Below are 26143 nucleotides of genomic sequence, written 5' to 3'. Positions count from 1 at the left end.
AACTTGAGATTTCGTTTCGTTCAGAGCGGTCAAAATGGATGCAGTTTACCTGGACATATTATATGCCCTGGTGAAAGGTCTTTTTGATCCTCCAATAAGGAGGTTAATATATCAAACACAGTAAACACTCTCGCAACGTACCAAATTACGATAGCCAAACTGCACCATACCCGTACCACTACAATACTAAGTTGTCCAGCAGAGCATATAAACTTCAAAGAACACAGGATTCGGATGGAAAGTAAGTACTCGTGGTAAGTACTCGTGGTAAGTACGCATGGTAAGTGTTCAAAAATTTTATGTATGACGAATCCCAATTGCAATTGGATGGAGGCGGAACAACATCTTTGTCTATTAAAGAGAATCCTGATAAATTCTCACAGGAAATACAAAGTTTATACATATTTGAATAAGCTACTATTATGCCCTTAACTAATTTTGATTTTAAAAAAGAGTACAAGCATCTTGAAAATCTCGGTAAGAAGCTATCTGAGATCGAATCTCCCATGGATTGAAGAACGTTTAGTTCGATTATAGCAGAAATGTATAACAGAAAAACGTCAGGTGCCAAACCAAATTCATTATTTCACTAAATTCAGTTCAAACCCGCATAAACGCAATCATAAGATACCTTGTGAAACATCACTCCGTTATTATATTCGAAAATACGATGTGGGACAACTCATAGACTCAAATAACAAGATCCTTATACAGCTACTTCTTTGAAATTCAAAATTTAGCCATAAATATGACTATACAATTGATTACACAAATAATCTTTACATGATAAAACAAATGTTTCCAATTCAAATTATGTACGATACATGAAAAAGTCAACAAACTCATTCTATTCATACATTTCACTTTACATCATTAACAAAAATAGATGATTTGAACTATCTACCCTACTGCAAAAAAAAGCAAAACAACAATTGGTTACGTCACTACTATATGTGTCTGATAATACAAGAAATAAATGTAAAATCACCTGAAAGGCTATAAATGGGAAGGTAAAGATCCGTATGTTGGATTTCCATAGATCTTATCTGTCGGGTTTTTGGAAGATGTAGCATGATTTAGAAAATCGCTATCATCTTCCTTCTTTTATGGAGCTTTATTTGTTTTACTTTTCTTTTTCAAATGAAATTTTTTATTTACTTTTTGCGCTTAACAATGATAATTGCGCCTACCAATGAAACCAGTATCAAACCGAATATCCCAGTAACAAGCGCAGAGGACTCTGCTTCTGATGATGGTACATTCTCGTTTGTAGTTTCAATTTCAGCCCCATCTCCTGCTAAAGCAATGCTCTCAAATGTATTTTCCTCATCTGAATTATCCTGGACTTCTGCATCATCCAATGATGATGATGATGAACTTGATGATGAACTTGATGATGGAGATGAACTAAAACTTGAGGATCCACTTGAGGATTCGGCAACTGTTTTATCAGCTGGTTTTTCACTTACAGCAGGGGCTGATGATGTAAGAATTGTAGTTACTGTGGCTCCCGGAACTGCATTTGTGAGGTCAACAAGGTCTGTTTCGACACCATTCACATAGAACTCAAGATTCTCATAATCATCGGGTTCACTGGTTACTAACAACCTGTTAGTAGGTAAATCGCCATATATTCCTTCAGATCCTACGGTGGTTGTACCAACTGTCTTTTCCCCAAGTTTGACTGTAATTTCAGTTCCCACAGGTGCTAATTCTCCATCAATTGTAACTTCTCCTCCCACACTTAACGGAAATGATGGAATAGCTTCAGAAGCAGCACTTACAGGGATCGTTGCCATTGCAAATAATAATAAGAATATCTGTAAGATTATTGTGTATTTTGTAAAGCTCTTTTTCTGGATCATAGAATCACCCTTTAATAAAAAATAAATTAGGCGAGTTAAAAACTCACCTGTATTTTTCGACTTTCTGTATCACACCTCCATTAGAACCCTGCAATGGTGTCTTCCTGAGTTACATATACCCAGAATCCCTCATATGGGCCCATATCGAAGATGTCTGTTCCTACATGGATACCAGAGATCACTCCAGTTTCACCATTGTGTCCGATCTGTTCATACATACCGTTTGCTGAGTCATAAGGACCTATGACAACCATGTATGATTCGTCTATCGAACCGAGCATCAGTTCAGCTGGCAGGATAGCCATGGAATCGGTGTAACCGATAGCATTCCATCCAGGATACACTGTCATGGTAGGTGGCACAGCTGGTGTAAGTGGTTCAAGAATCTCGCTTGAGATCAGCTGATCAACGCTCTCATTGCTCTCGATCCAGTATGCTTTCAGTGGTTCGAATTCGGTAGGTATTTCCCAGATAGCGCCTGAAGTGTTCCAGTACAACAGATTATTGTAGTTGATGTCCGCAAGGACAAATTCAACACTGCTGTTGTTCAGTGCGAATGGCACTGACATGAAGTTCCAGCAAGGCTCGATCACAATAGGATCATAGTCTGCTACTGGACATTCTGGTTCTTCAGGTACTTCCACTACATTCATCTGAGTGTCACAGGTAATTGTCTGGAGTCCAGGAGCTGCTACTGCCAGATCGAACTCTCCACCAAAGGTGTATGGTCCTACTGCTGCATCTCCAGGGATTGTGACATCATAGGTTAACTGTGTGACACCTGGTGCTGAGTTGATGAAAATCCAGTTTACTGTATTTGTGTCCTCGATCGACCCACCATCAGATGGATTGCTTACTAACCATCCTGCAGGTACATTGTCCTCGATGACGGTCTTATCTGCACCAACTAATGTAAGGTCCAGAAGCACAGTTATTGTGTCACCTGGGTTGGCACTTGTTGGAAGGTCTCTGCAGACATTTAGATCGTCAACTGGCCCTGGTCCTGCTTCTTCGACATTCATCTGAGTGTCACAGTCAATTGTCTGGAGGCCAGGAGCTGCTACTGCCAGATCGAACTCTCCATCAAAGTTGTATGTTCCTGCTGCATCTCCAGGGATTGTGACATCGTAGGTTAACTGGTTGTCACTTGGTGCTGAGTTGATGAAAATCCAGTTTACTGTATTTGTATCCTCGACCGCCCCACCATCAGATGGATTGCTTACTACCCATCCTGCAGGTACATTGTCCTCGATGACAGTCTTATCTGCACCAACTAATGTAAGGTCCAGAATCACAGTTATTGTGTCACCTGGGTTGGCACTTGTTGGAAGGTCTCTGCAGACATTTAGGTCGTCAGCTGGTCCTGGTCCTGGTCCTGGTCCTGGCACTGGTTCTTCGACGACATCCATCTGTGTTTCACAGGTAATTGCCTGGAGGCCAGGAGCTGCTACTGCCAGATCGAACACTCCATCAAAGGCGTATGTTCCTGCTGCATCTCCAGGGATTGTGACATCATAGGTTAGCTGGTTGTCACCTGGTGCTGCACCTGTGTTTGCCCAAGTTACTGTATCAGTGCCAACAATAAATCCACCATCAGATGGATTGCTTACTACCCATCCTGCAGGTACATTGTCCTCGATGACGGTCTTATCAGCGCCATCTAATTCCATGTTCAGCTCCACAGTTATTGTGTCACCAGGGTTGGCACTTATTGGAAGTTCTCTGCAGACAGTAGGATTTGCTGCTGCTGCGGAGATCATCGAAAGTGTAACCAGACACACTAAACTTAGGATCCCAAACAATTTGATAGTCTTTGCTATTTTCATATTGAACCCCCCATAAATCGAATGAGAGAGATTTCCTCTCTCTACACTCAATTTACAGTTTATTTAACAATATGATCCACCCATGCGGTATAGATCAATTATTTCATTTACTGTTCCAATGTCTGTTTGTGCTGTGCGGTATGCATCGATTGTGGTGTTTACCTCTCCAATGGTGATTATACCATCTTCGTTTGCATCATATGCATGGTAGTCACATTCATCATCAGGTTCTTCACCATTCTCGCAGATAAGTTCTGGTGGAATGAAGAGTCTGATATCCTGGTGGGTCACAGCGAAGTCATCTTCACAGAACTGATCATTGATGCTCAGGTAAAGAGCGTCAACACAGGTCCAGTCACCACTGCAGTCGTTATCAAACATACTGACTGTGAATGGTGTGCTTTCGCATGGCAAGTCAACACATGGGTCATTGCCGTCAATATCTACGTATGGCACAACAGCCAAGAGGTCAAGATCAGACACTGTAACGTAGAGGTCTGAAGGCATCAAAGTGTCACCGAGGTCAAGATCGTGCTGTGTCATGACTTTAGTGTTGTTTGGATAGAATGCTTCCTTGATGCTAACATCAGTAAGTCTGACATCATAGAGAGTTACATCGCCGGATTCATCCATATCAATGTACACGTGGTCAACGCCTTCGGTGAATTCACCGTCATTGTTCCTGTCAACGAACATTATGAGATCATAGTTGCTGAATACAGGAGTAACTGCATACTCAACATCAATGTCAGCACATGTTACTTTGGTACCACATTCTGGCCAGTCTTCCATTCCAAAGAATGGACTGTTTGGATCATTTACAGGTACATAGAGTCTGAGGTCACCTACTGTTACACCAAGATCCATTATCTCGTCAGTGATCTGCTGGATGTATAGTTTATCTGGACAGGTCCAGGTTCCAGTGCAGTCAGAGTCAATGTATCCGAGGTAGAAATTCAGTGGGTTGTATGTATCGCCTATACCAATGCCTTTGAGTTCATCTCCAACATCAGCATCGTTGGATTCTACAACTGCCCATGCATCGTATACGAATGCGTTAGGGAATCCTGGAAGGAAAGATTCAACTTCAACCAGCCTGATATCACCTGCATCTACAACATCATTGTCGTCAGTGTCAATATAGACTGCATCGCCGAGAGTGTATCCCTCGAGACCGTCTGTCTCAACATACCTGACAAGAGTCTGGTCTGACCATGTAAGATCATGTCCAAGATCGAATTCATCACATACCTTTACCTTGGTGTTTGGTCCATAGTGTGTGGAGACCTCTGTGAGTCTGATATCGCCGAAGGACACAAAATTGTCTGCATCCATATCAACATACCATTCAGTTTCGCCACCAAAGGTGTAGTATGCAAGCTTTGCGTCGAGGTTCTGCATTAACAGGTAGGTTGCATCGTGGTCACCCTGTACGACCTTTGTACCACATTCAGGGATACATTCATCGCCTTCAGGTATGTAGACTCTGGTGTCACCAATAGTGACTACTTCATCAAATCCTTCTGCTCCCCTTACTTTTACTGTTGTTACTTCCGCTGTTGCTGCTGCCTCTACAACACAGTGAGGCTGGATGAGGTAGAGTTTGTCATCAAGGCTCCAGTCGTTGCTGTCATCTGCGTCTACCCATTTCATGAGTTCAGATGCTACACCGTTACCGATTGAGAAAAGCTCCATTCCCTTAGCTGGGTGAGCAGCATTTACTCTGTCCCATGCATTTCCATATGTTCCCTGTGCCTCTACAAATTCACCGGCATCGAACTCTTCAAGGGAATAGACATCTACTGCTGCGATATCTGTCTGGAGTATGTCACCGACAGAAACAAGACCATCATCATCAAGATCATAGACTACACCATCATAAAGATCATACATACCGTTGTCATTGACATCGACGTATGATATTGGAGCATCGTATACAGTCTCAATAACATCGAGGTTGTCCATGTCGTTTGGCATAACCTTGGTGTTAGGCTCGTAATTAGTATGCCAGTTGGAAAGACGGACATCATTAGCTGTAATGATCTCCTGACCCTGACCATTTGTGTCGTATTCCATGTCAACATATACATAGCCGTGGAGTGTCTTTACAATCCGGGCTTCTGAGTCATAAAGTACAAAAGTAGTTTCTTTGTCACATTGTTCAACTAGGGTGCCACATGGCTTTGCCCAGCAACAGTCATCTTCTTCTTCACATGCTGTAACTGCTATACCAGACATAGCAAGGCATAACATTGCAACAATAAGAATTGTTTTAATTTGCATTCCTTTTACCTCCAACTTGAGATTTCGTTTCATTCAGAGCGGTCAAAATGGATGCAGTTTACCTAGACATTTTATATGTCTTGGTGAAAGTTTTAAGCCTCCACTAAGAGAGGAAAATCAAATACAGTAAACACTCTCGCAACGTACCAAATTACGATAGCCAAACTGCACCATACCCGTACCACTACAATACTAAGTTGTCCAGCAGAGCATATAAACTTCCAAGAACACAGGATTCGGATTGAAAGTAAGTATCAGTGGTAAGTACCTATGGTAAGTGTCAAAGCTTTTTTTTAATGATATGTCCAATTCAAATTGAACGAATGCAGAGCAACATCTTCTTTTGCTAGAGAAAATGAAAGCTAAAAACGATGTATAACAGTTGAATGTTGCAGATTGATGAGATCAAAAAAAGAAGTTGAATACTAATTAACTACTAAGATCAATTCAATTGTATAATTTGGAAATAATGATCAAAGAATACCTTCTTCATCCAGTTTAACATCCAGTACTGGAAGTTCTACAGGTTCACCATCTGCATTGTAGCACTGCCAGCTATTTTCATCGTATGGATAACCAACAATAATATGACAGTTGCCCGTTTTGCCAAATAGCCTCAGGTCTGCATCCGATGGTCTTATATTCGGTCCTGGATGGCTGTGAACCGAACCGACAGATGTAACATTGGGCATCATAAAGAGCTTTATGACAGCATTGATCTCGCTGGACTCTGTTCCGGGCAGTATGAGGATCTCTGTGATCACTCCGTCTTTTGCCTGCAACAAACCAGCAAATTCATTCGGCGAGGATGATTCGCTTACTTTTAGAATGAAATCCAGAGTATCCATTGCAATACCTTTTATTTTCATAGTTAGAAATTGTTTTAGAACATATTTGAACTTTGCTGAATCATTGTAAAAATATGATCCACTTAGAATACAAGTTCATTGTAAAATCGATATTTTTAGAAAAACAGCACATACAGTCCTGCAGAAATAATTGCACCTGCAAAAGTAGCAACGAAATTTACACCACTATTGGTCAACAAACCCCTACTCTGCAGTGTTGCTCCAAGCAAACTGTCGATGTTAGTGCCCAAAAATCCTCCAGCTACCGTTATGATCAAGGCTGCATAAAAACTGTCAACCATTCCGAAAATGATAGCGAAAATTGCGATTATTGCGGACCCGCCGATCGATGAGAGCTCACCAAGTAATGTCACCCCGCCATCGACCCCAGTTTTTACGGGTTTCAGAGTTGTTATCATCCTTGGCTGCTGTTGTGCCGTCGTACCGATCTCACTTGCAAGAGTATCACCAGCAGCGGTTGCTACTGTGCCAAGATATGCAAATATGATCAGTTCACCGTACTGAGGATAGATACCATATGCAATAGCAAGTATGAGAGCGGCTGTACTATTACTGAACACATTTTCGTATGTTCGAACCCCGCCCTTTCCTTCTGCGATGCCCATTGATTCCTTGAGCTTGTATTTATATTTGGTGAACATACCGCCAAGAATGAAAAATGTAAGAAGAAGTATGAACCAGTAGATGTTACTAAATGCGATTATCAGTACGCCAATGAGGGTTGCACTAAGGGAAGCAGAGATGTCAGCTATCTTTGCATAATATGCAAGATAACCGAGGAACATTGAAAAGAGGAGTGCGAACAGTATTTGGTTCGTTGGGATCGAATATCCAAATGAGAAGAACAACCACATTGCCATGCCTGAGCCAAGTGGAATAGATATGTTCTTATCTATCTTTGAAGGTATCGATTCGAACAATCCGGCAGTTATTGAACCTATCACTGCTACGAAAAATATCATATTATAGGATACATTTGCACCCTGCCAGTAGACTATCCAAAAACCAGCCAGTGATGCAAAGATTATTCCGACTATAAGCATCGTAATGCTTGAGGGTATGAAATTGATCATCTTCTCATCATTTTTGAGATCCCTTTCTGGAGATTCCCCCTTCATAGAGGACATGTATGTTGATTCCTTATGGCAGCGAACCAACGTTGCAGAACCTAATCCTATAGTTGAAATAGCAACGACCTGTCCTATAACGAATATCGGATAGTTGCAGGCAAAGGAATCAAGTACGAAACTTACCAGGAACAGTATTAGGATCGAAGCGACAAATGCCTGTGTTGATCTCGTCCTTAACATCGTATCAAGACTTTTCAATAGATGAGGTTTGATCTCAAGATACCTGAAAGCTATAAGAATGACCAGAAATATGATTATCAGAACATTAACCTCAATAAAAGGGAATGCAAGGAACGTGAACATGAAGATCATCGATAGTACCAGCTGATCGTGTGCACATGGATCGTTCCGTTTAATAAAATCCGGTATCAAATTCATCTTGGAGTTCTCTATTGCAGGTATATTATTATAGTTTATTGATTAAAATTTTATCAAAGGTCAATATCGAAATGTTCTGCAATAGAAATGAACACATCCCCAAGGTCTTTGTATAACTCTATTGCATATCCATCAAGGGGTGTTTCCATATTGTTCACAATAACAAGGTTTCCCCCATTTTCGATTGTATAAAGTGGCAAACTGGTAGCAGGTTGAACCACAAGGGTCGATCCGAGAACCAATAGAATATCAGCCTTTGAACTTTCTTCGATTGCTTTTTCAATTACATCCTGCTTTAGCATTTCCCCATAGAAAATAATGTCAGGCTTTATCAGTCCTCCACATTCATTACAGGTCGGGACATCCTCTGTTCTAAGCAGGACTGCAATATATTCGTAAGTATATTTCTTTCCGCAGACAAGACAGGAATACTCTTGTGGAGAACCATGGACTTCAATGACGTTCTTTGAACCAGCCTTCTGGTGCAACATGTCAATATTTTGGGTTATTATAGTTTTTATTATCTCTCGCTCTTCAAGTTCAGAGAGCACCCTATGTACGATACTTGGTTGTCTGTGTTCAAGATTATAGATGAGATCCTTTGAATGTCCGTAAAAATATGATGGTTCTTTCTTGAAGTGCTCGATCGAAAAAATGAGGTCAGCATCAAATTCATTATATATTCCGGAACTTCCCCGAAAGTCCGGTATACCTGAAAATGTTGATACTCCTGCACCTGTAAGGACAACACAATAGCTGGAGTTTTCCAGAAGGCTGAATAACTCTTTCATAGATAGATTCCAACTTTCATCATATAAAAATCATTATACCACCTGCATATGTTGTCCTATTACTTTCTCTCTTGACCGGAAACAATTTTCCTTATCGAAAATAGTATTAACTTTAAAGTTAGTAGAGTGCTTCAGAAACAATAAAGGAGACTTAAAGGACATGGTATCAAAGACACTTCCATTTACAAAAGAACAGATACTGGAAATAAAGGAGCAGTTTCCAACCCCATTCCATATCTATGATGAAAAGGCGATCATAGCCAATGCAAGAAAACTCAAAGATGCTTTTAGTATAGTAGAAGGCTTCCAGGAGTTCTTTGCTGTTAAGGCACTCCCAAACCCCTATATACTCAAGGTATTGAAAAAAGAAGGCTTTGGTGCTGATTGCAGTTCACTTCCTGAGCTTCTGCTTGCAGAGAAGACAGGTATTGTTGGCGAGGGTATAATGTTCAGTTCTAACGATACTCCTGCAGAGGAATTTGTCAAGGCCAAAAAACTTGGTGCGATCATTAATCTTGATGATATCAGTCATATTGAGTTCCTTGAAAAGGAAGCAGGGCTTCCTGAGCTTGTTTGTTTCAGGTTCAATCCCGGTCCACTGAAGGAAGGTAATGCCATCATTGGAAATCCAGAAGAAGCAAAGTATGGATTTACAAAAGAGCAGCTCTTTGAGGGATACAGAATTCTGAAAGAAAAAGGCGTCAAGCGCTTTGGTCTTCATACAATGGTGGCATCGAACGAACTCGAACCATCATATTTTGTTGAAACGGCAAAACTGCTCTTTGAAGTCATAGTTGAGATCTCAAAAGAGCTTGATATTCGTTTCGATTTCGTCAATCTTGGTGGTGGAATAGGAATTCCTTACAGGCCGGACCAGGAAGCTGTCCCTTATGACGTCATTGCAGAAGGTGTACGTGACGAATATGAGAAGAGCATCAAGGCGAACGGTCTTGATCCGTTGAAGATATACCTTGAGTGCGGCAGGACGATCACAGGTCCTTATGGCTACCTTGTCACTGAAGTAAGGCACCTTAAGCATATCTACAAGGATTATGTCGGTACCGATGCATGCATGGCAAATCTCATGAGACCAGGACTTTACGGTGCTTACCATCACATAACCGTTCTTGGAAAAGAGAACGAACCGGAAGACCATCTCTATGATGTTACAGGTTCTCTTTGTGAGAACAACGATAAGTTCGCAATTGACAGAATGCTCCCTGAAATAGAGCGGGGAGACCTTCTTGTGATCCACGATTCCGGAGCCCACGGACATGCAATGGGATTCAACTACAATGGCAAGCTCCGCTCTGCTGAATTACTGTTAAGAGAAGACAGCAGCGTTGTCCAGATCAGAAGAGCAGAAACAATTGAAGATCACTTTGCAACCCTTGACCTTGATGGTCTTGAGGATTTCAACTGAACTTAGATGTATTTATGCATATCCTGAAATTGAGTTTTCAGAATATGCCTTTTCTTTTTTGTTCTCTTTTATTTTAGTTATCAGAAAAAGTATTCTTTACTTTAAAAAAAAGGAATGGACCTTTGGATCTCATTCCTTTACTGAATTTGTTTCCACAGGTCTTTATCATCATACCACCTGCTTGGAAGTTCATACACGATCGCTGGATCATATTCATCCGGTGTAAAGAACCTTGTTCCCCTGTCTTCAAGCGCTGCTATGAAGTCAGGATCAAGTGCTTCCAGCTTCTTGCGTTCAGTTTCTGCAGAAACCGATTCTCCCACCCTATATTGTGCAAACCTTTTGTTATATAGTGCAGAAGCAGCATTCGGATCGATAGCCAGTGCCTTTTCATAGTATGTGATAGCCGTTTCCACATCCCCGTCTATATTAGAGATATATCCGAGGTTATACCACGCAGTGATACTATTTGGCTGCAATTCGACAGCTTTGAGGTAGAACTGTGTTGAACCTGTGGAGCTACTTGTCAGATAAGCCAAATTACCCTTATTGTACCATGCAGCAGCATCGTATGGATTTATGGCAATTACTTTATCGTAGTGGTCTATTGCACCAATATAATCTCCGAGCATGTATAGGTTAAAACCTTTCCTGCTCAATGCGAGACTGTTCACCGGTTCATTTGCCAGAACGATATCGTAGCACTCATTCGCATCCTTGTAAAGCCCAAGCTTTTCGTAAACATTGCCTTTCTTCATAAGCACCGATGAATCGTTTACTTGCAACATCAATACGTCATCATAGTTGGCGATCGCATTTTCAAAGCTTCCAAGACCCTCTAGTGCAAGAGACTGTTCAAGTAGCACTTCAATGTTCTGTGGATCTGATAAAAGGAACTTATCATAGGAATAAACAGCCTCCTCGAAATTTCCAAGATTATAGGAAGCAACTCCTCTCAAATACCATGCTTCGGTGTTACCTTTATCAATCGTTAGAAGTTTGTTGTAAGAGGCCAGTGAACTTGCATAAAGACCGATCTTATCATAAGCTTGACCTTTCTGGAGCAATGCAGTCTTGTTTTCCGGATCGATCTTCAAAAGGCTGTCATACGCCTGGATCGCATAATAATAATTACTTGACTTGTAGACGTTCTGTGCGAGAGCTAACCATGCAACTTTATAGCTACTGTCAATATCAACGGCTTTTTCGTAATCGTCTATTGCTCTGGACGTATCCCCAAGCATTTCATATGTTTGCCCTCTCATATACAAAGTGGTACTGGAGTTCGGCTTGATCAATATCGCTTTATTATATGATGAAAGAGCATCAATATAACTTCCTGTCGAAAATAAAGAACCGCCTTTGGCAACCCATGCATCGTGTCCATCGGGAACGACACCAATAAGATCGACCTCATTCTGTTCCATTATGGCTTTATCGTAATCACTAATACCTGAGATACTCTTCATCATCTCAAAAATGTCTATAATAGGACTTATATCCTGTTTTGGAATAGTAGATAAATGGTTTGATCTTTCAACTCGACTGAGATCAGCCTCCATCTGGAAACTTGCAGCAGAGTTGGAAGCATCTAATGAAATAGCAGTACTGTAGCTTCCGATCGCATCTTGATACGAACCGAGCTTATCAAGGGCCCTTCCCTTTCGATAGTAGGCATCAGCAAAAGTAGGGTTCTGTCCAATAACCTGATCATATGCAGCAATTGCTTCGCTATGTTCATCCATATGGGCAAGATCAAGACCAAGTGCATACCATGCAAGAGTGAACTGTGGGTCGAGTTCTACAGCTTCTTTGTAACAGGAAACAGCTTCTGAATACCTTCCAGTAGTATCAAGGTCATATCCTTTCTGATACCACACATTTGCACAGGATGAATCTCTTTTCAATGCTTCAGTGTAACATATGATAGCACCATTATAATTTTCTAGTTTGTCGAGTGTAATAGCTTTTTTATACCATACGATCGCATGCTTTGGATCATTTTCAAGAACTTTTTCAAAACTAAGGACCGCTTCATCATAGTCTTCTAGTTCAAGATAAAGAGTACCTTTGTCGTACCATATCTTTGCAGAATCACTATTAAATGAAGGGGGCGCCACAAATGATCCAGCAAGCTGACTGGTGTTCAAGCTTGCTATTGCTGGATTGGATGCATATATTTTAGCGATGTTGTCCGGATTGATCTTCAATGCACTATCATAACTGACCAGTGCTTCATCGAATTTTCCAATTTTATTGAGAACAAGTCCTTTTTTGTGCCATGCATCAAGATTGTCAGGATCGAGCAATAGAACCTGTTCAAAACTGTTTACTGCTTCGAAATAATTGCCAGTAGATTCAAGTGCAACCCCAAGGTTGAACCATGCTTCTGCGTTGTAAAGGTCAAGAACGAGTACTTCCTCATAAGAGACAATAGCATCTTCCTTTTTATCGAGCTTGTCATAGTCAAGCGCCTTGTTCCACCATGCGTTCACATCGTTGGGACCGAACTCTATCACTTTGTCATAGGATACAATAGCTTCTTCATAAAGACCAAGACTATCATATGCCTGCCCTCTTGAGTACCAGATGGTCGTATTATCAGGATCGGCCTGTAGTGCTTCATCATAAAGTGCAATAGCTTGTTCCGACTTAAAATCTTCTGCGAAATTAAGACCTTTTTCATAAAGGGTTGTTGAATGCTCAAGCTGTATCTCAATGAATTGTTCATAAAGTTGAATTGCTTCCTCATTCCTTCCAAGTCCTTCAAGAGACTTGGCTTTATGATACAGTATCATTGATTCGTCAACTCCAAGCTCTTCTATAATGGAAGTTGTGGAAGTTGATCCGTTCAATTCGCTTGTTTCATTCAGAGGAATATTTGAAATATATTTAGTAAGATACATAAGAGCTCTATCATATGTTTCAATAGCAGCTCCATAATCTCCTTTTTTTTCCAGTGCTATGCCTTTTTTAGTAAGAATCAGTGGAGATTCGGGTTGTAACTTTAGAATATGATCGTAAGTGATGATAGCCCCATCATAGTCTCCTAAAAGAAATTGGGCTGCTGCCTTATTTTCAAGTGCAACCAGGGAATCGGGATTGGATACAAGTGCAAGATCGTATTTCGCAATGGCCCTATCATAGGTTCCATTCAATGTCAGAGCTACTCCTTCATCATTGAAGGATCTGGCATCATACCCCATACATTGAGCAGGAATACTTGTTGTTAATATTATAAAAGTAATTATAACCAGACTAAATGCCGATCTATTCATTAGTGTACCACCCTAAGATAAAAATAAATCATAGGTATGTCTCACTTTTTCATATATAAATATTATTCTTGATCAAACGTTTTTACCTTACTAAATATCATATAAATTATATTAGTTCGATATTAAAAAGGTTATTAAGAATACACGCATATATAAATATAAATAAATATGTGTGTGCATACATATGTAATATTTATTTTATGAGTGTATACCAGAACTGCACAACACGATCAGACTCCACTAAAGCCTGATCATTTCATTAAAAATATGATCGTCCTACTTTTATTTTTCACTCTTCTGTGCCATCAAGTATTTCGTCATATGCATCTGTCCAGTTTAATTGTGATCCGGCTGCTATGAACATTGCAATGGAAATCGATTCGGCTATTTCGCTTTCAGTTGCACCGTTCTCTTTTGCCCTTTCTGAATGGATCTTCACACATTTTTCGCAACGCATAAGGACTGCTGATGCAACTGCAATCAGTTCTTTTGTTTTTATGTCAAGCGCGTTTGCCCTGAATATAGCAGATCGCAGATCTCCAAAGGCTTTAGAAGCTTCTGGCATTTTATCATCTAAGAATGTCATATATAGACCTCCATAATTACGATTGTTTCAATTATTGTTTTTTCGATAGTGAACATATGACTTTGCATATAACTTATACATAGGTTTTTCCACCATCATGTTTTGGAGATCATAATAATAGAAATATTGTATCTAATACTAGTACATGTTCTCAGAACTTTAATTTTTATGAAGGAGGATGCATAAAGACATATCAGAGTGATCTTAAAAAAGTATGTGTTATTCAGAGACCAAAATCTGCAAGGAAATTCACAAAATCCTGATATTTATCCAGAAAAGCCCTCCCCTTATCTGTAAGCGAATATATCTTCCTTTTTTCCTTATAGGGTTTGGCTTCAATAAGCCCCTTCTTTTCAAGATCGTTAACATATTCTTCGAACATCTGGAAAGAAAGATTGGAGAACCTTTGGAGTTTTGTTGGACTGATAGAGTTATTGGATTCGCGTATAACTTTAAGAATATCCCTTATGATCTCCAGACGGCTTCTTTTCTGAAAAGGTTTCATATTGTTAGAATGCGACTCCATTTTCTAATACCTTTAAGGATAATTATGTAAGCGGTAATTGTAAACCCATTTATAAAAATTGTTGCAATGCTAGACTCTGCTATGAGGTCTGCAAAAATCCCCAAAAAATTCAATGTAAAAAGCATGATAAGCCCTAGATAATATGGATTCTTTATTGACCCCATCCTTCCGGAAGACCTAAGATTGCTCTTAATTAATAATAGTATTAAAGCAAAAATTAAACCTTTATAGACCATTCCCACTGCAAATCCATATGCTTCGCTCAATAAACTATAGATTATCAGATCAATGAATACAAAGAACATCAGACCTATGAAAAATAATGCTTTGATTACCCTCTTTGTCGAGATGGAATCAAAATGCTTCCATGTAATTGTGTAAAGCAATTCAGACCTGGCTATCCAGAATCCAAATAAAGCAAGGACCAATGCAGGTACTCCCACAATAAGAAAAAAATATGTTCCTATTAAAATGGAGAATTTCAGCATTATAAATGAGATCACAACTGTAAGGAATGAAAGATTCCCTATTCCAAAGAATAAAAAAGCGTTCTTGAAATGTTTAAGTCCCTGATACTGACTGATAGAATATATCTTCGAGATCTCCAAGTATATCATCAGTGCAAGAATCGCCATCAATGGATATGAGATCAGATCAAGTACAATATCTGTTGCAGTATAGCTCGAATTGATCTCGGCAGATAGATCCAATAGCTCTTGTGGTATTGTTGAATTAAGAACACTTAGATCCATGGGTGTCACTATAATCTGGGTAATATATAAAGAAAATGTAGTTGAACTATATTTTTCAACTACCCCTTGCTTTTATACACGTACCATTATTATGCAAGATATGACAGAACCGCTGATAGAATTTCGTGATGTCTGGAAGATATACCAAATGGGTGAAGTGCAGGTAGATGCTCTGAAAAAAGTTAATATCGAGATCGAATACGGCGAATTCGCTGCTATCATCGGCCCTTCAGGTAGTGGTAAATCCACAATGATGAACCTGGTAGGATGTCTCGATGTTCCTTCCAAAGGTGATATTTTCTTAAAGTCCAGAAATATAGCAGACATGACCGAGTCCGATCTTTCAACGCTCAGGGGCAAGACCATCGGCTTTGTTTTCCAGCAGTACAACCTTATTCCCGGAATGACAGCTCTTGAGAATGTCCTCCTGCCATTGGAGATACAGGAAGTTGAAGATGACATTGCTCTGGAAAAAGCAACAGAAGCCCTTGAACTTGTAGGATTGTCTGACAAACTTAACAACAGACCAAGTCAGCTTTCAGGCGGACAGCAACAACGTGTTTCAATCGCACGTTCCCTGGCATGTGATCCTGAACTTATTCTTGCGGATGAGCCCACCGGGGCCCTGGACAGTAAGACCGGGCGTGATGTAATGGGAATCCTCTATCGTTTGTGGAAAGAGAAAGGTAAGACCGTAGTGATGGTGACCCACGACATGGACCTTGCACAATACGCTGCAAGACATATAGTTCTGAAGGATGGCATGATTGTTCGCGATGAGATAAATGATAATTCTTCGAAGATCGATGATCAAAATAATAATATTTGAAAAAAGGAGACCTTGTTATGAAATTAAAATTCATCCTTAAAATAATGATCCTCTGCATGGTCATTACAGTGCCTTTCGGGCAAAGTGCCATGGCCATAAATGTCCTTGATAAAGGAATAATGGTAGATATGCTCAACCAGAAACCTGATCCTGTAAAACCGGGTGATGTCCTTGAAATAAGGTATTCCATCCAGAACACTGGTTCAAGTGAAACAGGAAACCTTGTTGTTGAAGTGGTTCCAAAATATCCTTTCAGGAAAGTATCAGGTTCGAGCCTCATTGAAAATGTCGGTAAATTGGGAAGACGTTATGAGGATGATAGAAGCAAGGTCGTAAAATTCGAGATGCTTGTTGATAACAATGTCAATGCAGGCCAGTATCCTCTGGAAGTGCTGGTCTATGAACAGGGCAACAAAGATAATGTCTGTATTTCCCGTGAGTTCTACATCGATGTTGATAGTGAATCAAATGCTGAGATCGAATCCATCAGCCTTGAAAAACTGGTACCTGGCAAGAAAACGAATCTGTCATTCGTGGTAAAGAATGTTGGTAACTCTCCGCTAAAGAACGCAATGTTCTCCTGGGAAAGCACAAACGACCTTGTTTTGCCTGTCGGTTCAAGTAATGTGAAATACATCAATTTTATTGATATCGATGGGAATGCAACAATTGATTTCCAGGTCCTGACCAATGTTAACACTAAACCCGGATTGTATAAACTCGATATGACACTCACTTATGATGATGTCGAAGAACTACAAACAATAACACAGGCTGGAACACTTGAGAACCAGAAACGTAAGACCATTGAAAGTAAAGCAGGCATCTACATTGGCGGTAGAACGGATTTCGATATAGTATTCGTTGAACAGACAATGGGTGGGTCCTATTCGTTCTCAATATCCAACATTGGTAACAATCAGGCAAGTTCAGTTACCGTTTCCATCCCTAAGCAGGAGGGATGGAGTATGAGAAGTGGTTCTAATTCTGTAGTTCTGGGCAGCCTTCAGAAAGGTGATTATACACTTGCAGATTTTGGATTGATCCCTGACAACTATGGCGAGTCCTTGCCTTTGAAATTCCAGATAGCCTATACTTCAAGTGATGGCGAAAGAGAGATACAGGACAAGGAATTGTCAGTTTTTGCATCAAGGCCTGATGCATCACAAAGCACTGTTAAGAGCAATTCTTCAGGAGGTGTCAACAATTTACTTCTTCTGACACTTGCGCTTCTTGGTGGTGCAGGTTTTGTTCTATATAAGAAGAAAAAGCTCTGATAGGTCCGTTCCTGAGGTGTGGAAAAATGAAACCGAAAAAGATATTCAAAATCTCACTGAATATGGTCAAGGCCAACAAATTACGCAGTTGGCTGACCATTATAGGTGTTGTTATCGGCATAGCTTCTGTTATGACAGTTGTAACTACCGGCGAATATTTTCAGGATCAAGTAACGAAGACACTTGAAGATTTTGGAGGGGACACCATAACCATTGTTGCTTCAATTCCTTTTGAAATGAATGAGGATGAAGGTGTTGGCGAACCTGTGGTAGAGGATAAGGAAACGAACCAGTTCATTGATGATCCCGGTTCAGAATCTCAAGCACAATTGACAAAAAAGGATGTGCAGACCCTTGAAAGAATATCTGCTATCGAATACATCAATGTAAAAGTTGATTCTGGTGCCATGCTGAGCATGGGTAATGAAGAGACATCGGTATATATAAGCGGTGTTGACCCGAAGGTCTGGTCAAAAATGACCACCGAGGACATAGGTGAAGGACGATTGCTTAAAGCAGGTGACAAAAACGTGGTCGTTATCTCCGACAATCTTGCCAATGAGGCATTCAAGGATAAGAAGATAAGACTTAACCAGCTGATCCTGTTGAACGGAAAGTCCTATCGTGTTGTAGGCATTCTCGCAAAGGGTGATGGTCTTCTTGGTGGGATGGGAGGTCTTTTCGGCAGCAGTGTATTCATGCCCTATGAGGACATGTATGTAATGGCTCAGGATGATGAATATTCGAATCTGCAAAAGGACGTATATGGCTCCATAGAAGTTAAACTCTACAAGAATGCAGAGCTGCAACCTGCACTTGATGAAATGGATAAAAAGCTCAAGTTATCAAGACGTGTTGATGAGGACACAAAGGATTTCTATATATATTCACAGCAGGAAATGATGGAAAGCACAAATAAATTGATATCAGGTCTGACCGCATTCCTTGCGTTCATTGCAGGAATATCATTATTAGTGGGTTCTGTTGGTATTGCCAATACCATGTTCACTTCCGTGCTTGAAAAGACGAAAGAAATAGGCATTATGAAAGCCATAGGTGCCAGAAATGAGGATGTTCTTCTGATATTCCTCTGCAATGCTGCATTGATAGGACTTGTAGGCGGTTTAATTGGTATTATATTTGGAACCGCATTTGTACAAGTGATAGTGTATCTGATATCGATGCAATTGAAGATACCTTTCGTATTCACGTTGAGCGTTAAGGCTACAATTGTGGCTACCCTGGTTTCCATAGGAGTCGGTCTTGTCGCAGGTTACATGCCGGCAAAGAGTGCAGCGAAGTTGAATCCGGTAGATGCTTTGAGATATGAATGAGATAAATGAATTGATGATGAGAAGTTAAAACCGATATTATTTATTTCTCATCCCTTTTTTGACAAGTCTTTTATTTTGTATTTCGGTTCAGGCATGAGTTTCATTTATTTTGAATATTTTAAGAGTATACCTATTCCAATAATATGCCGTATTCCAAAGTAACTTCAAGCAAAAAACGATCTTGCAAAAAAAGGAAGATCAATACATCTGTATTGCAAATCCTGCAAAAGCTGCCAGAAGTATTGATACGAATAGAACAAATGGTCCATATGATGTTTGTTTTACTACTGATTCCATGGTATTACCTCCATTGTAACTGAAAGTAACCATAATCAAATCCCTCACCCCCATGAGTAATATATTATTAGTTCCGATGTCATATAAAATTAACTATATGTTCAAGCCGATGCATAATTGCTTTTAAGTCCTTTCTGAAAGATACACGCCTGCAAGAACCAATACCGCACCCACAAGAGCGTATATATTAGGTATGTTCCCAAGAATTATGCTATCTCCAAGAATGGCTATTGGAGGAATAAGATAAAGCCCATTGGTAGTTGTGCTTGAGCCTGTGAGATCTATTGCTTTGTTCCACAAAAGGAAGGCGAGAGCAGAAGCGAATATAGCCAGATACATGAGGGAAACAAGAGCTATTACAAGATCTGACTGGGAAACAATATCGACCCTCATGTCCCTTGCCTCGAAAAGTGCAAATGGTAACAGGAAGATCGTACCGAACAGAGTGATGTCACGGGAAAGGATGAGCATATCCTTCGACCTTAATTTATCTATTATGGTAGTGTAGAAGACCCATGAGAAGACCGAGCCGAACATTAGAAGATCACCAAGGGGATTAAGTGCAAGGTTGAATTTTCCGTTAAGTATCAGTAATCCGACTCCTGCAAAAGCAATGACTGCTCCCAGGTATTTGATGGGGCTTGAAAATGTACGCTTTAGCGTATCAACTGTGAGCAAGAAGAACACAGGCACGGTAGCACCGATTAGGGATGCGTTCGTGGCCGTTGTATAGGTGAGTGCCACATTCTCGAACATGTAAAAACTTGTAACTCCCAGAAATCCGGCGATCATGACGTATTTTAGTTGTTTTCTGGTATAATCCGCTTTTTTTCTGCAAATGGCAGACAGAAGTATTGTTGCAATGAAAAAACGTAAGAAACCTATGGTCGCAGGGTCCAGATAATTTAACAGGACCTTTGTACCTATGAAAGAGAAACCCCAGAAGATAACGACCATGAGCATGTAGATGATGCCTTTTGTCCGATCTTCCATTATTTTGTCCCCGTTATTTCCGTTTTTTAGCGAGTTCCTCTTGTGAGCCTGTCCTTTTATATATTGGTTTCGATATGTAGAATCCTATAGGTAATTCAAATAAGGGAAGACCTCAAGTGACCCGATCGATACTGGACAATGACCTTTATAAGTTTACAATGCAGATGGCAGTGTTAGAACTGTTCCCGGATGCACGTGCTGAATACCGTTTCATCAATAGGGGCGGTCAGAGTTTTACAGATGAGTTCGTGAATGAGCTTAGGCGTACCATCGATGAGGATATTTCCAAAATGGTACTTTCCGAGGATGAATCTATCTGGCTCAAAGACAATTGTCCTTTTTTTAAACCCTCATATATTGAATACCTGAAGAACTTCCGTTTCGATCCGGAAGAAGTGAAGATACTTCTGACAGAAGAGAATGAACTTGAACTCTGTATCGATGGCCCGTGGCATAGTTCCATATTGTGGGAGATCGTACTCATGTCAACCATTTCGGAACTTTATTTTACGGTAGTGGATACTAAAGGGGGAGAGACATCTGCGACCAATGGCAACGAAACTGAAAATGCTCTAATGGACGAGTATGGTAATTTCATAGGCGAGATGGGAAGGGAATTGGATGCCAATGGCTGTATATTCTCTGAATTTGGGACACGACGCCGAAGAGGGTTCAAATTACATGATAAAGTGGTCGAGGTCCTTCATAAACTGGATTCTTTTTCCGGCACCAGCAATGTATATTTTGCAAAGAAGTATGGTGTGAGACCGATAGGTACCATTGGCCATGAATGGATAATGGGAAATTCCGCCCTTGTTGGTCTAAGGAATGCGAACAAATTTGCTTTTGATAACTGGGTAAAAGTGTACAAAGGTAATCTTAGTATTGCCCTCAGTGATACTTTCGGTTCAAAACCATTCTTCAGGAACTTCAACCTTGGGCTTGCGAAACTTTATGACGGTGTCAGACATGACAGTGGTGACCCGATCAAGTTCGCAGATGATGTCATCGAACATTACAAGAAGCTTGGTATCGACCCTATGAAAAAAGTGCTCGTTTTCAGTGATTCCCTTCATGTAAGTGATGCTGTAAAACTGAAAGAATATTGTAATGGCAGAATAAATTGCAGTTTCGGCATTGGCACGACCCTGACGAACAATTCGGACTTCTTCAGTTACAACCCTCCTCTGAACATGGTCATCAAGCTCCACAAGATCGATGGTATCCCAGTGGTAAAACTTAGCGATTCAGTGGAAAAGGCTACCGGAGATAAGGATGCTTTGAGGGTGGCTAATTATATATTTGGCAGAAAAGGGCTTGACGATTAAATATTGTTTTTGAATCAAGCTTCTAGGAATATTTCAGGATAGCTGGAAGCTTGGAAGTTGCACTCTCGTCTTCGTTTCGTCTTATTCAAGAAATACATTCTTTTGTGCCCCGTTAATGTCATATACAGCAAAAACGATAATCAGCATCATATATCATAATTAATGCTTTTTTTCAAGGAAACAAGACAAGAAAAAGCTATTCAGCTGCCAATGCAGCAAAAACTCAATTTCTCATGGAGGATAAAAGATGATCGAAGCTTATCTAAAACACGAAGAAGAGAGGAAAGGTCAGGGTATTCCCGCACTTCCTCTGAATCCGGAACAGACCTCTGAACTTTGTGAATTATTACAAAATCCTCCTGCAGAACAGGAAGAGTTCCTGCTCCACCTGTTCACGGAACGAATATCTCCTGGTGTGGACCCCGCTGCAAAGGTCAAGGCAGATTTCCTTGGTAACATTTTAGCAGGAGCTGTCTCTTCACCGCTTATCGACAAAAATGAAGCGATCAGGATCCTGGGAACCATGATCGGTGGCTACAATGTAAAGTATCTTATCGAAGCACTCGGAGATTCCGAGGTCGCAGATGAGGCCACCTTTGCACTTTCAGGCATAACTCTTGTCTACGATGCTTTTGAAGACGTACTGGAACTGTCAAAGACAAATGATGCTGCAGGAAAAGTCCTTGACAGCTGGGCGAACGCTGAGTGGTTCACAAGCAGACCAGGGATCCCTGAGACCATCACTGTCAGGGTATTCAAGGTTGATGGCGAGATCAACACCGACGACTTCTCCCCTGCCAGTGCTGCGTGGAGTCGCCCTGACATACCCCTTCATGCACTGGAAATGGGAAATACCCGCTTCCCAGGAGGCATTGAAGAAATGGCAAAATGGCGTGAGGAAGGACACGAAGTTGCCTTTGTCGCTGATGTGGTAGGAACCGGATCTTCCCGTAAATCCGCTTGCAACAGTGTGCTCTGGCACATCGGTAAGGACATACCACATGTTCCAAATAAACGCCGTGGATGTGTGATCATCGGTACTGCCATAGCTCCTATCTTCTTTAACACAGCCGAAGACTCAGGTGCTCTGCCTCTGCAAATGGATATCAGCAAGCTCCAGCACGGCGATATCATTACCATCAACACCGCAAAGGGCGAAGTAACAGATGAAGAAGGCAATGTGATCTCTACTTTTGATCTCAAACCCAACACCCTTCCGGACGAATACCGTGCAGGCGGTCGTATTCCCCTAATAATTGGTAGGTCACTGACCACACGGACCCGCGAGGTACTGGGTCTGCCTGAGACAGACATTTTCGTTAAACCCGATAATCCGGTTCCAGAACCAGGACAGGCTTACTCCCTGGCACAGAAGATAGTTGGTCGGGCATGCGGTTTAGATGGAGTTCTGCCTGGAACTGCCTGTGAGCCGATGATGACCACTGTCGGCTCCCAGGACACCACTGGCCCCATGACCGCTGACGAACTCACAGAACTTGCCTGTCTCAAGTTCCAGGCTCCCATGTTCATGCAGTCATTCTGTCACACCGCAGCCTACCCCAAGCCTACAGACGTGAAGATGCAAAGGACACTTCCAGATTTTGTATCTGAGCGTGCCGGAGTCTCCCTGCATCCCGGGGATGGAGTGATCCACAGCTGGCTTAACCGCCTGCTGGTTCCAGACACCGTGGGTACTGGTGGCGACTCCCATACAAGGTTCCCGATAGGCATATCATTCCCGGCAGGTTCCGGGCTGGTAGCCTTTGCCGGAGCACTGGGTTTCATGCCTCTGGATATGCCTGAATCCGTGCTGGTGCGTTTCAGTGGAAAGCTTAATTCTGGAATCACCCTGCGTGATGTGGTAAACTCCATACCATACCATGCTATCAAGCAGGGTCTTATGACCGTGCCAAAGAAGAACAAGATCAATATATTCAACGGACGGATCCTGGAAATAGAAGGACTGCCCGACCTCACAGCTGAGCAGGCATTCGAGCTGACGGACTCCGCTGCAGAGCGTTCAGCAGCAGCCGGTTGCATCCAGCTTGATGAGAAGCCCGTATCCACTTTCCTGCGCTCCAACCTGGCATTGATGAAAAAGATGATCGAGAACGGATACACCGATGCACAGACTCTCCAAAAGCGCATAGAAGCTGTTGAGGAGTGGCTGGAAGACCCGAGCCTGCTCAAAGCGGATCCGAATGCAGAGTACGCCGCAGTCATAGAGATCGATCTTGCAGATATCAAGGAGCCTATCCTTGCATGTCCAAATGATCCTGATGATGTCAAACTGCTTTCCGAGGTTGCAGGCACCACTATTCAGGACGTCTTTATAGGCTCATGCATGACGAACATAGGACACTTCCGCGCTGCAGCCGAGATCTGGCGTGACCAGAAATTCAACCCTGATGTCCGCACCTGGATCTGCCCACCTACCCGAATGGATCAGGCAAAGCTCAGGGAGGAGTCAGTTTTCTCCATATACAGCCAGGTCGGTGCCCGCATTGAGATCGCGGGATGCTCACTGTGCATGGGGAACCAAGCTCGCGTACCGGATGCCTCCACAGTGTTTTCAACCAGCACCCGTAACTTCGACAACCGTGTTGGTGACGGAGCCCAGGTCTACCTTGGCTCAGCGGAGCTTGGAGCAATTACCTCCAACCTTGGTAGGATACCCACTGTAGATGAGTACATGGAAGTTTACATGGAAAAGATCGAGCCAAAACTGGACGAGATCTACAGGTATCTTCAATTCGATGAAATGGAAGACTACCTGTAATACAAACTATAAAACCAACTGTGGAGTATTATTAAATGTGTAACTTCAAAGCGCATTTAGCAATAATGGGCGCACAACGCCCATTCTCCATATTTTTTTCTTCGTACCTTATTTCTATAAGACCCCATCAAATTAGAATGGGTGATCTATAAGCTAATTTGATGATCTCACCTTGAAAGGTTCAGGGAAGGAAGAAGTTTCAACCTATAAGAAAGGATCAAGGAGATTGTGCCCAGTGGAGCAGTTCATATCTTTCCCTGTTCCTCTGGAACTCAAGCTTCTCGTTGTATGAGATAACCTTAGATGAACCGTAGCAATCGGTCTGCACAGAGTGGTCGATAACAAGATCTGCAGGAATGAAAGGGTTGATATCCTTTGGTTCTCCACCAAGCCTCTCCATTGCTGATCTGATCGCTGCAATATCAACAACCGCAGGAACTCCTGTAAAGTCCTGTAGAAGCACCCTTGATGGGATGTAAGGAACATCGGTTTGCGGCACATCATTTGGTTTCCAGGAAGCAAGGTTCTTTATATCCTCTTCCGTCACTACCTTGCCATCAACGTTCCTTTCATGGTCAAAGGGATAATGTGCGAAGAAGATGCGCTGTCGGCACTGGAAACGGGTGCAGATATAATAGGAATCTCAAACCATGGCGGACGTGTTCTTGATTCTACTCCCGGAGTTGCTGATGTTCTTCCTAATATAGTGAAAGCTATCAGGAACACTAAAAAAGGCAAAAAGGTAGTGATAACTGCCGATGGTGGTGTAAGAACCGGGTTTGATGTTGTGAAGATGCTTGCTCTGGGAGCAGATCATGTATTGACAGGTCGTCCAATAGTACGTGAGGCTGTACCCCATGGTGCGGAAGGTGTCAGGAGTTTGATAGATTATATGAGATCAGATATTGAAAAAGCAATGATAATGACCTCCTGCAATACTCTTGAAGATATAAACAGCGATATTCTTTATGATATCTGAATTACTGATAAATTCTAAAAAAGGGGAATACTGAATTTCAGGTTTCTCTTTTGCGATATTCAATAAATGTAACTCTGATAATACCCAGGCCCATCCTTACTGGATTGATATTTTCGGTTCTTTTTTTGCTTTTTAATTATATATTCTTATCTACCCAAACCTTAAATCGATTAACTGTCATATTAAATTTGGGAGTGATGTATTTATGCCAGCTATTGCACATTTTGACTTGCCCGTAGACGATATTGACAGGGCAAAAGAGTTCTACACCGAGTTATTCGATTGGAAATTTGAAAAGGTGTCGGGACCTATGGACTACTATTTCATAGAAACAGAATCCCTCGATGGTGAGAAAGGGGTCGGTGGTGGCATGGGACTTCGTGGGAGCCCTGAACAGAGAATAACCAATTTCATCGAAGTTGCATCGGTTGAAGACTATTGCACTCGTGTTGAAAAGCTCGGAGGGACAGTATTACAGCCAAAGATGCCTGTTCCAGGTTGGGGTTATCTTGCATTTTGTATGGATACCGAAGAGAACACCTTCGGATTGTGGGAAGTTAATGAGAACGCAGCATAAGAGAAGTTTCTGATCAAAACTATCTTATTATCAAAGGGGACAA

Annotated in this window: 20 protein-coding genes and 1 pseudogene; 9 read left to right on the top strand and 12 right to left on the bottom strand. The window is 41.4% G+C overall.

The features are described 5' to 3' along the window. Nucleotides 1–422: 422 nt before the first annotated feature. A pseudogene (locus tag PBV53_RS02680) lies at nt 423–578 on the top strand (IS5/IS1182 family transposase); the annotation flags it as partial. Between the two features lie 576 nt (nt 579–1154). Here PBV53_RS02680 and PBV53_RS02675 read toward each other — a convergent pair. The 6 genes from PBV53_RS02675 to PBV53_RS02650 all read right to left on the bottom strand — a co-directional run bounded on the left by PBV53_RS02675 (nt 1155) and on the right by PBV53_RS02650 (nt 9142). Beyond that, nucleotides 1155–1865: a hypothetical protein gene (locus tag PBV53_RS02675; protein WP_270095628.1), complete on the bottom strand. Its 711-nt coding sequence runs from the start codon at nt 1863–1865 to the stop codon at nt 1155–1157. A gap of 80 nt (nt 1866–1945) precedes the next feature. Then, entirely contained in the window at nt 1946–3691 is a 1746-nt protein-coding gene (locus PBV53_RS02670) for a hypothetical protein (protein WP_270095627.1), read from the bottom strand. A gap of 63 nt (nt 3692–3754) precedes the next feature. Then, nucleotides 3755–5974, bottom strand: a complete 2220-nt coding sequence (locus PBV53_RS02665; RefSeq protein ID WP_270095626.1) for a hypothetical protein — start codon at nt 5972–5974, stop codon at nt 3755–3757. 473 nt (nt 5975–6447) lie between these two features. Continuing rightward, a complete protein-coding gene (locus tag PBV53_RS02660) occupies nt 6448–6843 on the bottom strand; it encodes a Mov34/MPN/PAD-1 family protein (RefSeq protein ID WP_270095625.1) in 396 nt (131 codons plus the stop codon). Nucleotides 6844–6938: 95 nt separating this feature from the next. After that, nucleotides 6939–8351 (bottom strand): TIGR00297 family protein, encoded by a 1413-nt coding sequence (locus PBV53_RS02655; RefSeq protein WP_270095624.1) that lies wholly within the window; start codon nt 8349–8351, stop codon nt 6939–6941. 53 nt (nt 8352–8404) lie between these two features. Further along, complete coding sequence (locus tag PBV53_RS02650) at nt 8405–9142, bottom strand: NAD-dependent protein deacylase (RefSeq protein ID WP_270095623.1); 738 nt, start codon at nt 9140–9142, stop codon at nt 8405–8407. Between the two features lie 160 nt (nt 9143–9302). On the opposite strand from PBV53_RS02650, the gene PBV53_RS02645 reads away from it, so the two are divergent. Continuing rightward, nucleotides 9303–10565: a diaminopimelate decarboxylase gene (locus PBV53_RS02645; protein ID WP_270095622.1), complete on the top strand. Its 1263-nt coding sequence runs from the start codon at nt 9303–9305 to the stop codon at nt 10563–10565. A 137-nt stretch (nt 10566–10702) separates the two neighbouring features. Here PBV53_RS02645 and PBV53_RS02640 read toward each other — a convergent pair whose 3' ends face one another. The 4 genes from PBV53_RS02640 to PBV53_RS02625 all read right to left on the bottom strand — a co-directional run bounded on the left by PBV53_RS02640 (nt 10703) and on the right by PBV53_RS02625 (nt 15707). After that, complete coding sequence (locus tag PBV53_RS02640; RefSeq protein ID WP_270095621.1) at nt 10703–13843, bottom strand: tetratricopeptide repeat protein; 3141 nt, start codon at nt 13841–13843, stop codon at nt 10703–10705. Nucleotides 13844–14132: 289 nt separating this feature from the next. Beyond that, nucleotides 14133–14429: a carboxymuconolactone decarboxylase family protein gene (locus PBV53_RS02635; RefSeq protein WP_270095620.1), complete on the bottom strand. Its 297-nt coding sequence runs from the start codon at nt 14427–14429 to the stop codon at nt 14133–14135. Nucleotides 14430–14652: 223 nt separating this feature from the next. Beyond that, nucleotides 14653–14934 carry an Sso10a family chromatin protein gene (sso10a, locus tag PBV53_RS02630; RefSeq protein ID WP_270095619.1) on the bottom strand — a complete coding sequence of 94 codons (282 nt, stop codon included), beginning with the start codon at nt 14932–14934 and terminating at the stop codon, nt 14653–14655. Beyond that, a complete protein-coding gene (locus PBV53_RS02625) occupies nt 14931–15707 on the bottom strand; it encodes a hypothetical protein (RefSeq protein WP_270095618.1) in 777 nt (258 codons plus the stop codon). The genes sso10a and PBV53_RS02625 overlap by 4 nt, the downstream gene beginning before the upstream one ends. 100 nt (nt 15708–15807) lie before the next feature. Between PBV53_RS02625 and PBV53_RS02620 the strand changes: the two genes are divergently transcribed. From PBV53_RS02620 to PBV53_RS02610, 3 genes are read left to right on the top strand one after another with little or no spacing between them, the layout of a single operon-like run. Beyond that, nucleotides 15808–16536, top strand: a complete 729-nt coding sequence (locus tag PBV53_RS02620) for an ABC transporter ATP-binding protein (RefSeq protein WP_270095617.1) — start codon at nt 15808–15810, stop codon at nt 16534–16536. 17 nt (nt 16537–16553) lie between these two features. Then, the gene (locus tag PBV53_RS02615; protein WP_270095616.1) at nt 16554–17813 is read left to right on the top strand and encodes a COG1361 S-layer family protein; all 1260 of its coding nucleotides are present in this window, start codon (nt 16554–16556) and stop codon (nt 17811–17813) included. A 26-nt stretch (nt 17814–17839) separates the two neighbouring features. Further along, the gene (locus PBV53_RS02610) at nt 17840–19147 is read left to right on the top strand and encodes an ABC transporter permease (RefSeq protein WP_270095615.1); all 1308 of its coding nucleotides are present in this window, start codon (nt 17840–17842) and stop codon (nt 19145–19147) included. 420 nt (nt 19148–19567) lie between these two features. Here PBV53_RS02610 and PBV53_RS02605 read toward each other — a convergent pair whose 3' ends face one another. Beyond that, nucleotides 19568–20437 carry a DMT family transporter gene (locus PBV53_RS02605; protein WP_270095614.1) on the bottom strand — a complete coding sequence of 290 codons (870 nt, stop codon included), beginning with the start codon at nt 20435–20437 and terminating at the stop codon, nt 19568–19570. 116 nt (nt 20438–20553) lie between these two features. Between PBV53_RS02605 and pncB the strand changes: the two genes are divergently transcribed. Together pncB and PBV53_RS02595 are read left to right on the top strand one after the other, a co-directional pair. Beyond that, nucleotides 20554–21765, top strand: a complete 1212-nt coding sequence (gene pncB / locus PBV53_RS02600) for a nicotinate phosphoribosyltransferase (RefSeq protein ID WP_270095613.1) — start codon at nt 20554–20556, stop codon at nt 21763–21765. A 247-nt stretch (nt 21766–22012) separates the two neighbouring features. After that, a complete protein-coding gene (locus PBV53_RS02595; RefSeq protein WP_270095612.1) occupies nt 22013–24544 on the top strand; it encodes a bifunctional aconitate hydratase 2/2-methylisocitrate dehydratase in 2532 nt (843 codons plus the stop codon). Nucleotides 24545–24761: 217 nt separating this feature from the next. Here the strand turns inward: PBV53_RS02595 and PBV53_RS02590 are convergent, their stop codons facing one another. Then, nucleotides 24762–25091: an aconitase family protein gene (locus tag PBV53_RS02590; protein WP_270095611.1), complete on the bottom strand. Its 330-nt coding sequence runs from the start codon at nt 25089–25091 to the stop codon at nt 24762–24764. 39 nt (nt 25092–25130) lie between these two features. Here PBV53_RS02590 and PBV53_RS02585 point away from each other — a divergent pair, with 39 nt between their 5' ends. Then, a complete protein-coding gene (locus PBV53_RS02585) occupies nt 25131–25523 on the top strand; it encodes an alpha-hydroxy-acid oxidizing protein (protein ID WP_270095610.1) in 393 nt (130 codons plus the stop codon). A 205-nt stretch (nt 25524–25728) separates the two neighbouring features. Beyond that, on the top strand, nt 25729–26100 hold the full coding sequence (locus PBV53_RS02580; RefSeq protein WP_270095609.1) for a VOC family protein: 372 nt from the start codon (nt 25729–25731) through the stop codon (nt 26098–26100). The last annotated feature ends 43 nt before the right edge of the window (nt 26101–26143 follow it).

The organism is Methanococcoides alaskense (genome assembly GCF_027594145.1).
GTDB lineage: Archaea > Halobacteriota > Methanosarcinia > Methanosarcinales > Methanosarcinaceae > Methanococcoides > Methanococcoides alaskense.
The sequence above is the reverse complement of the archived record's forward strand: the minus strand, read 5'-3'. Positions and strand labels throughout refer to the sequence as shown.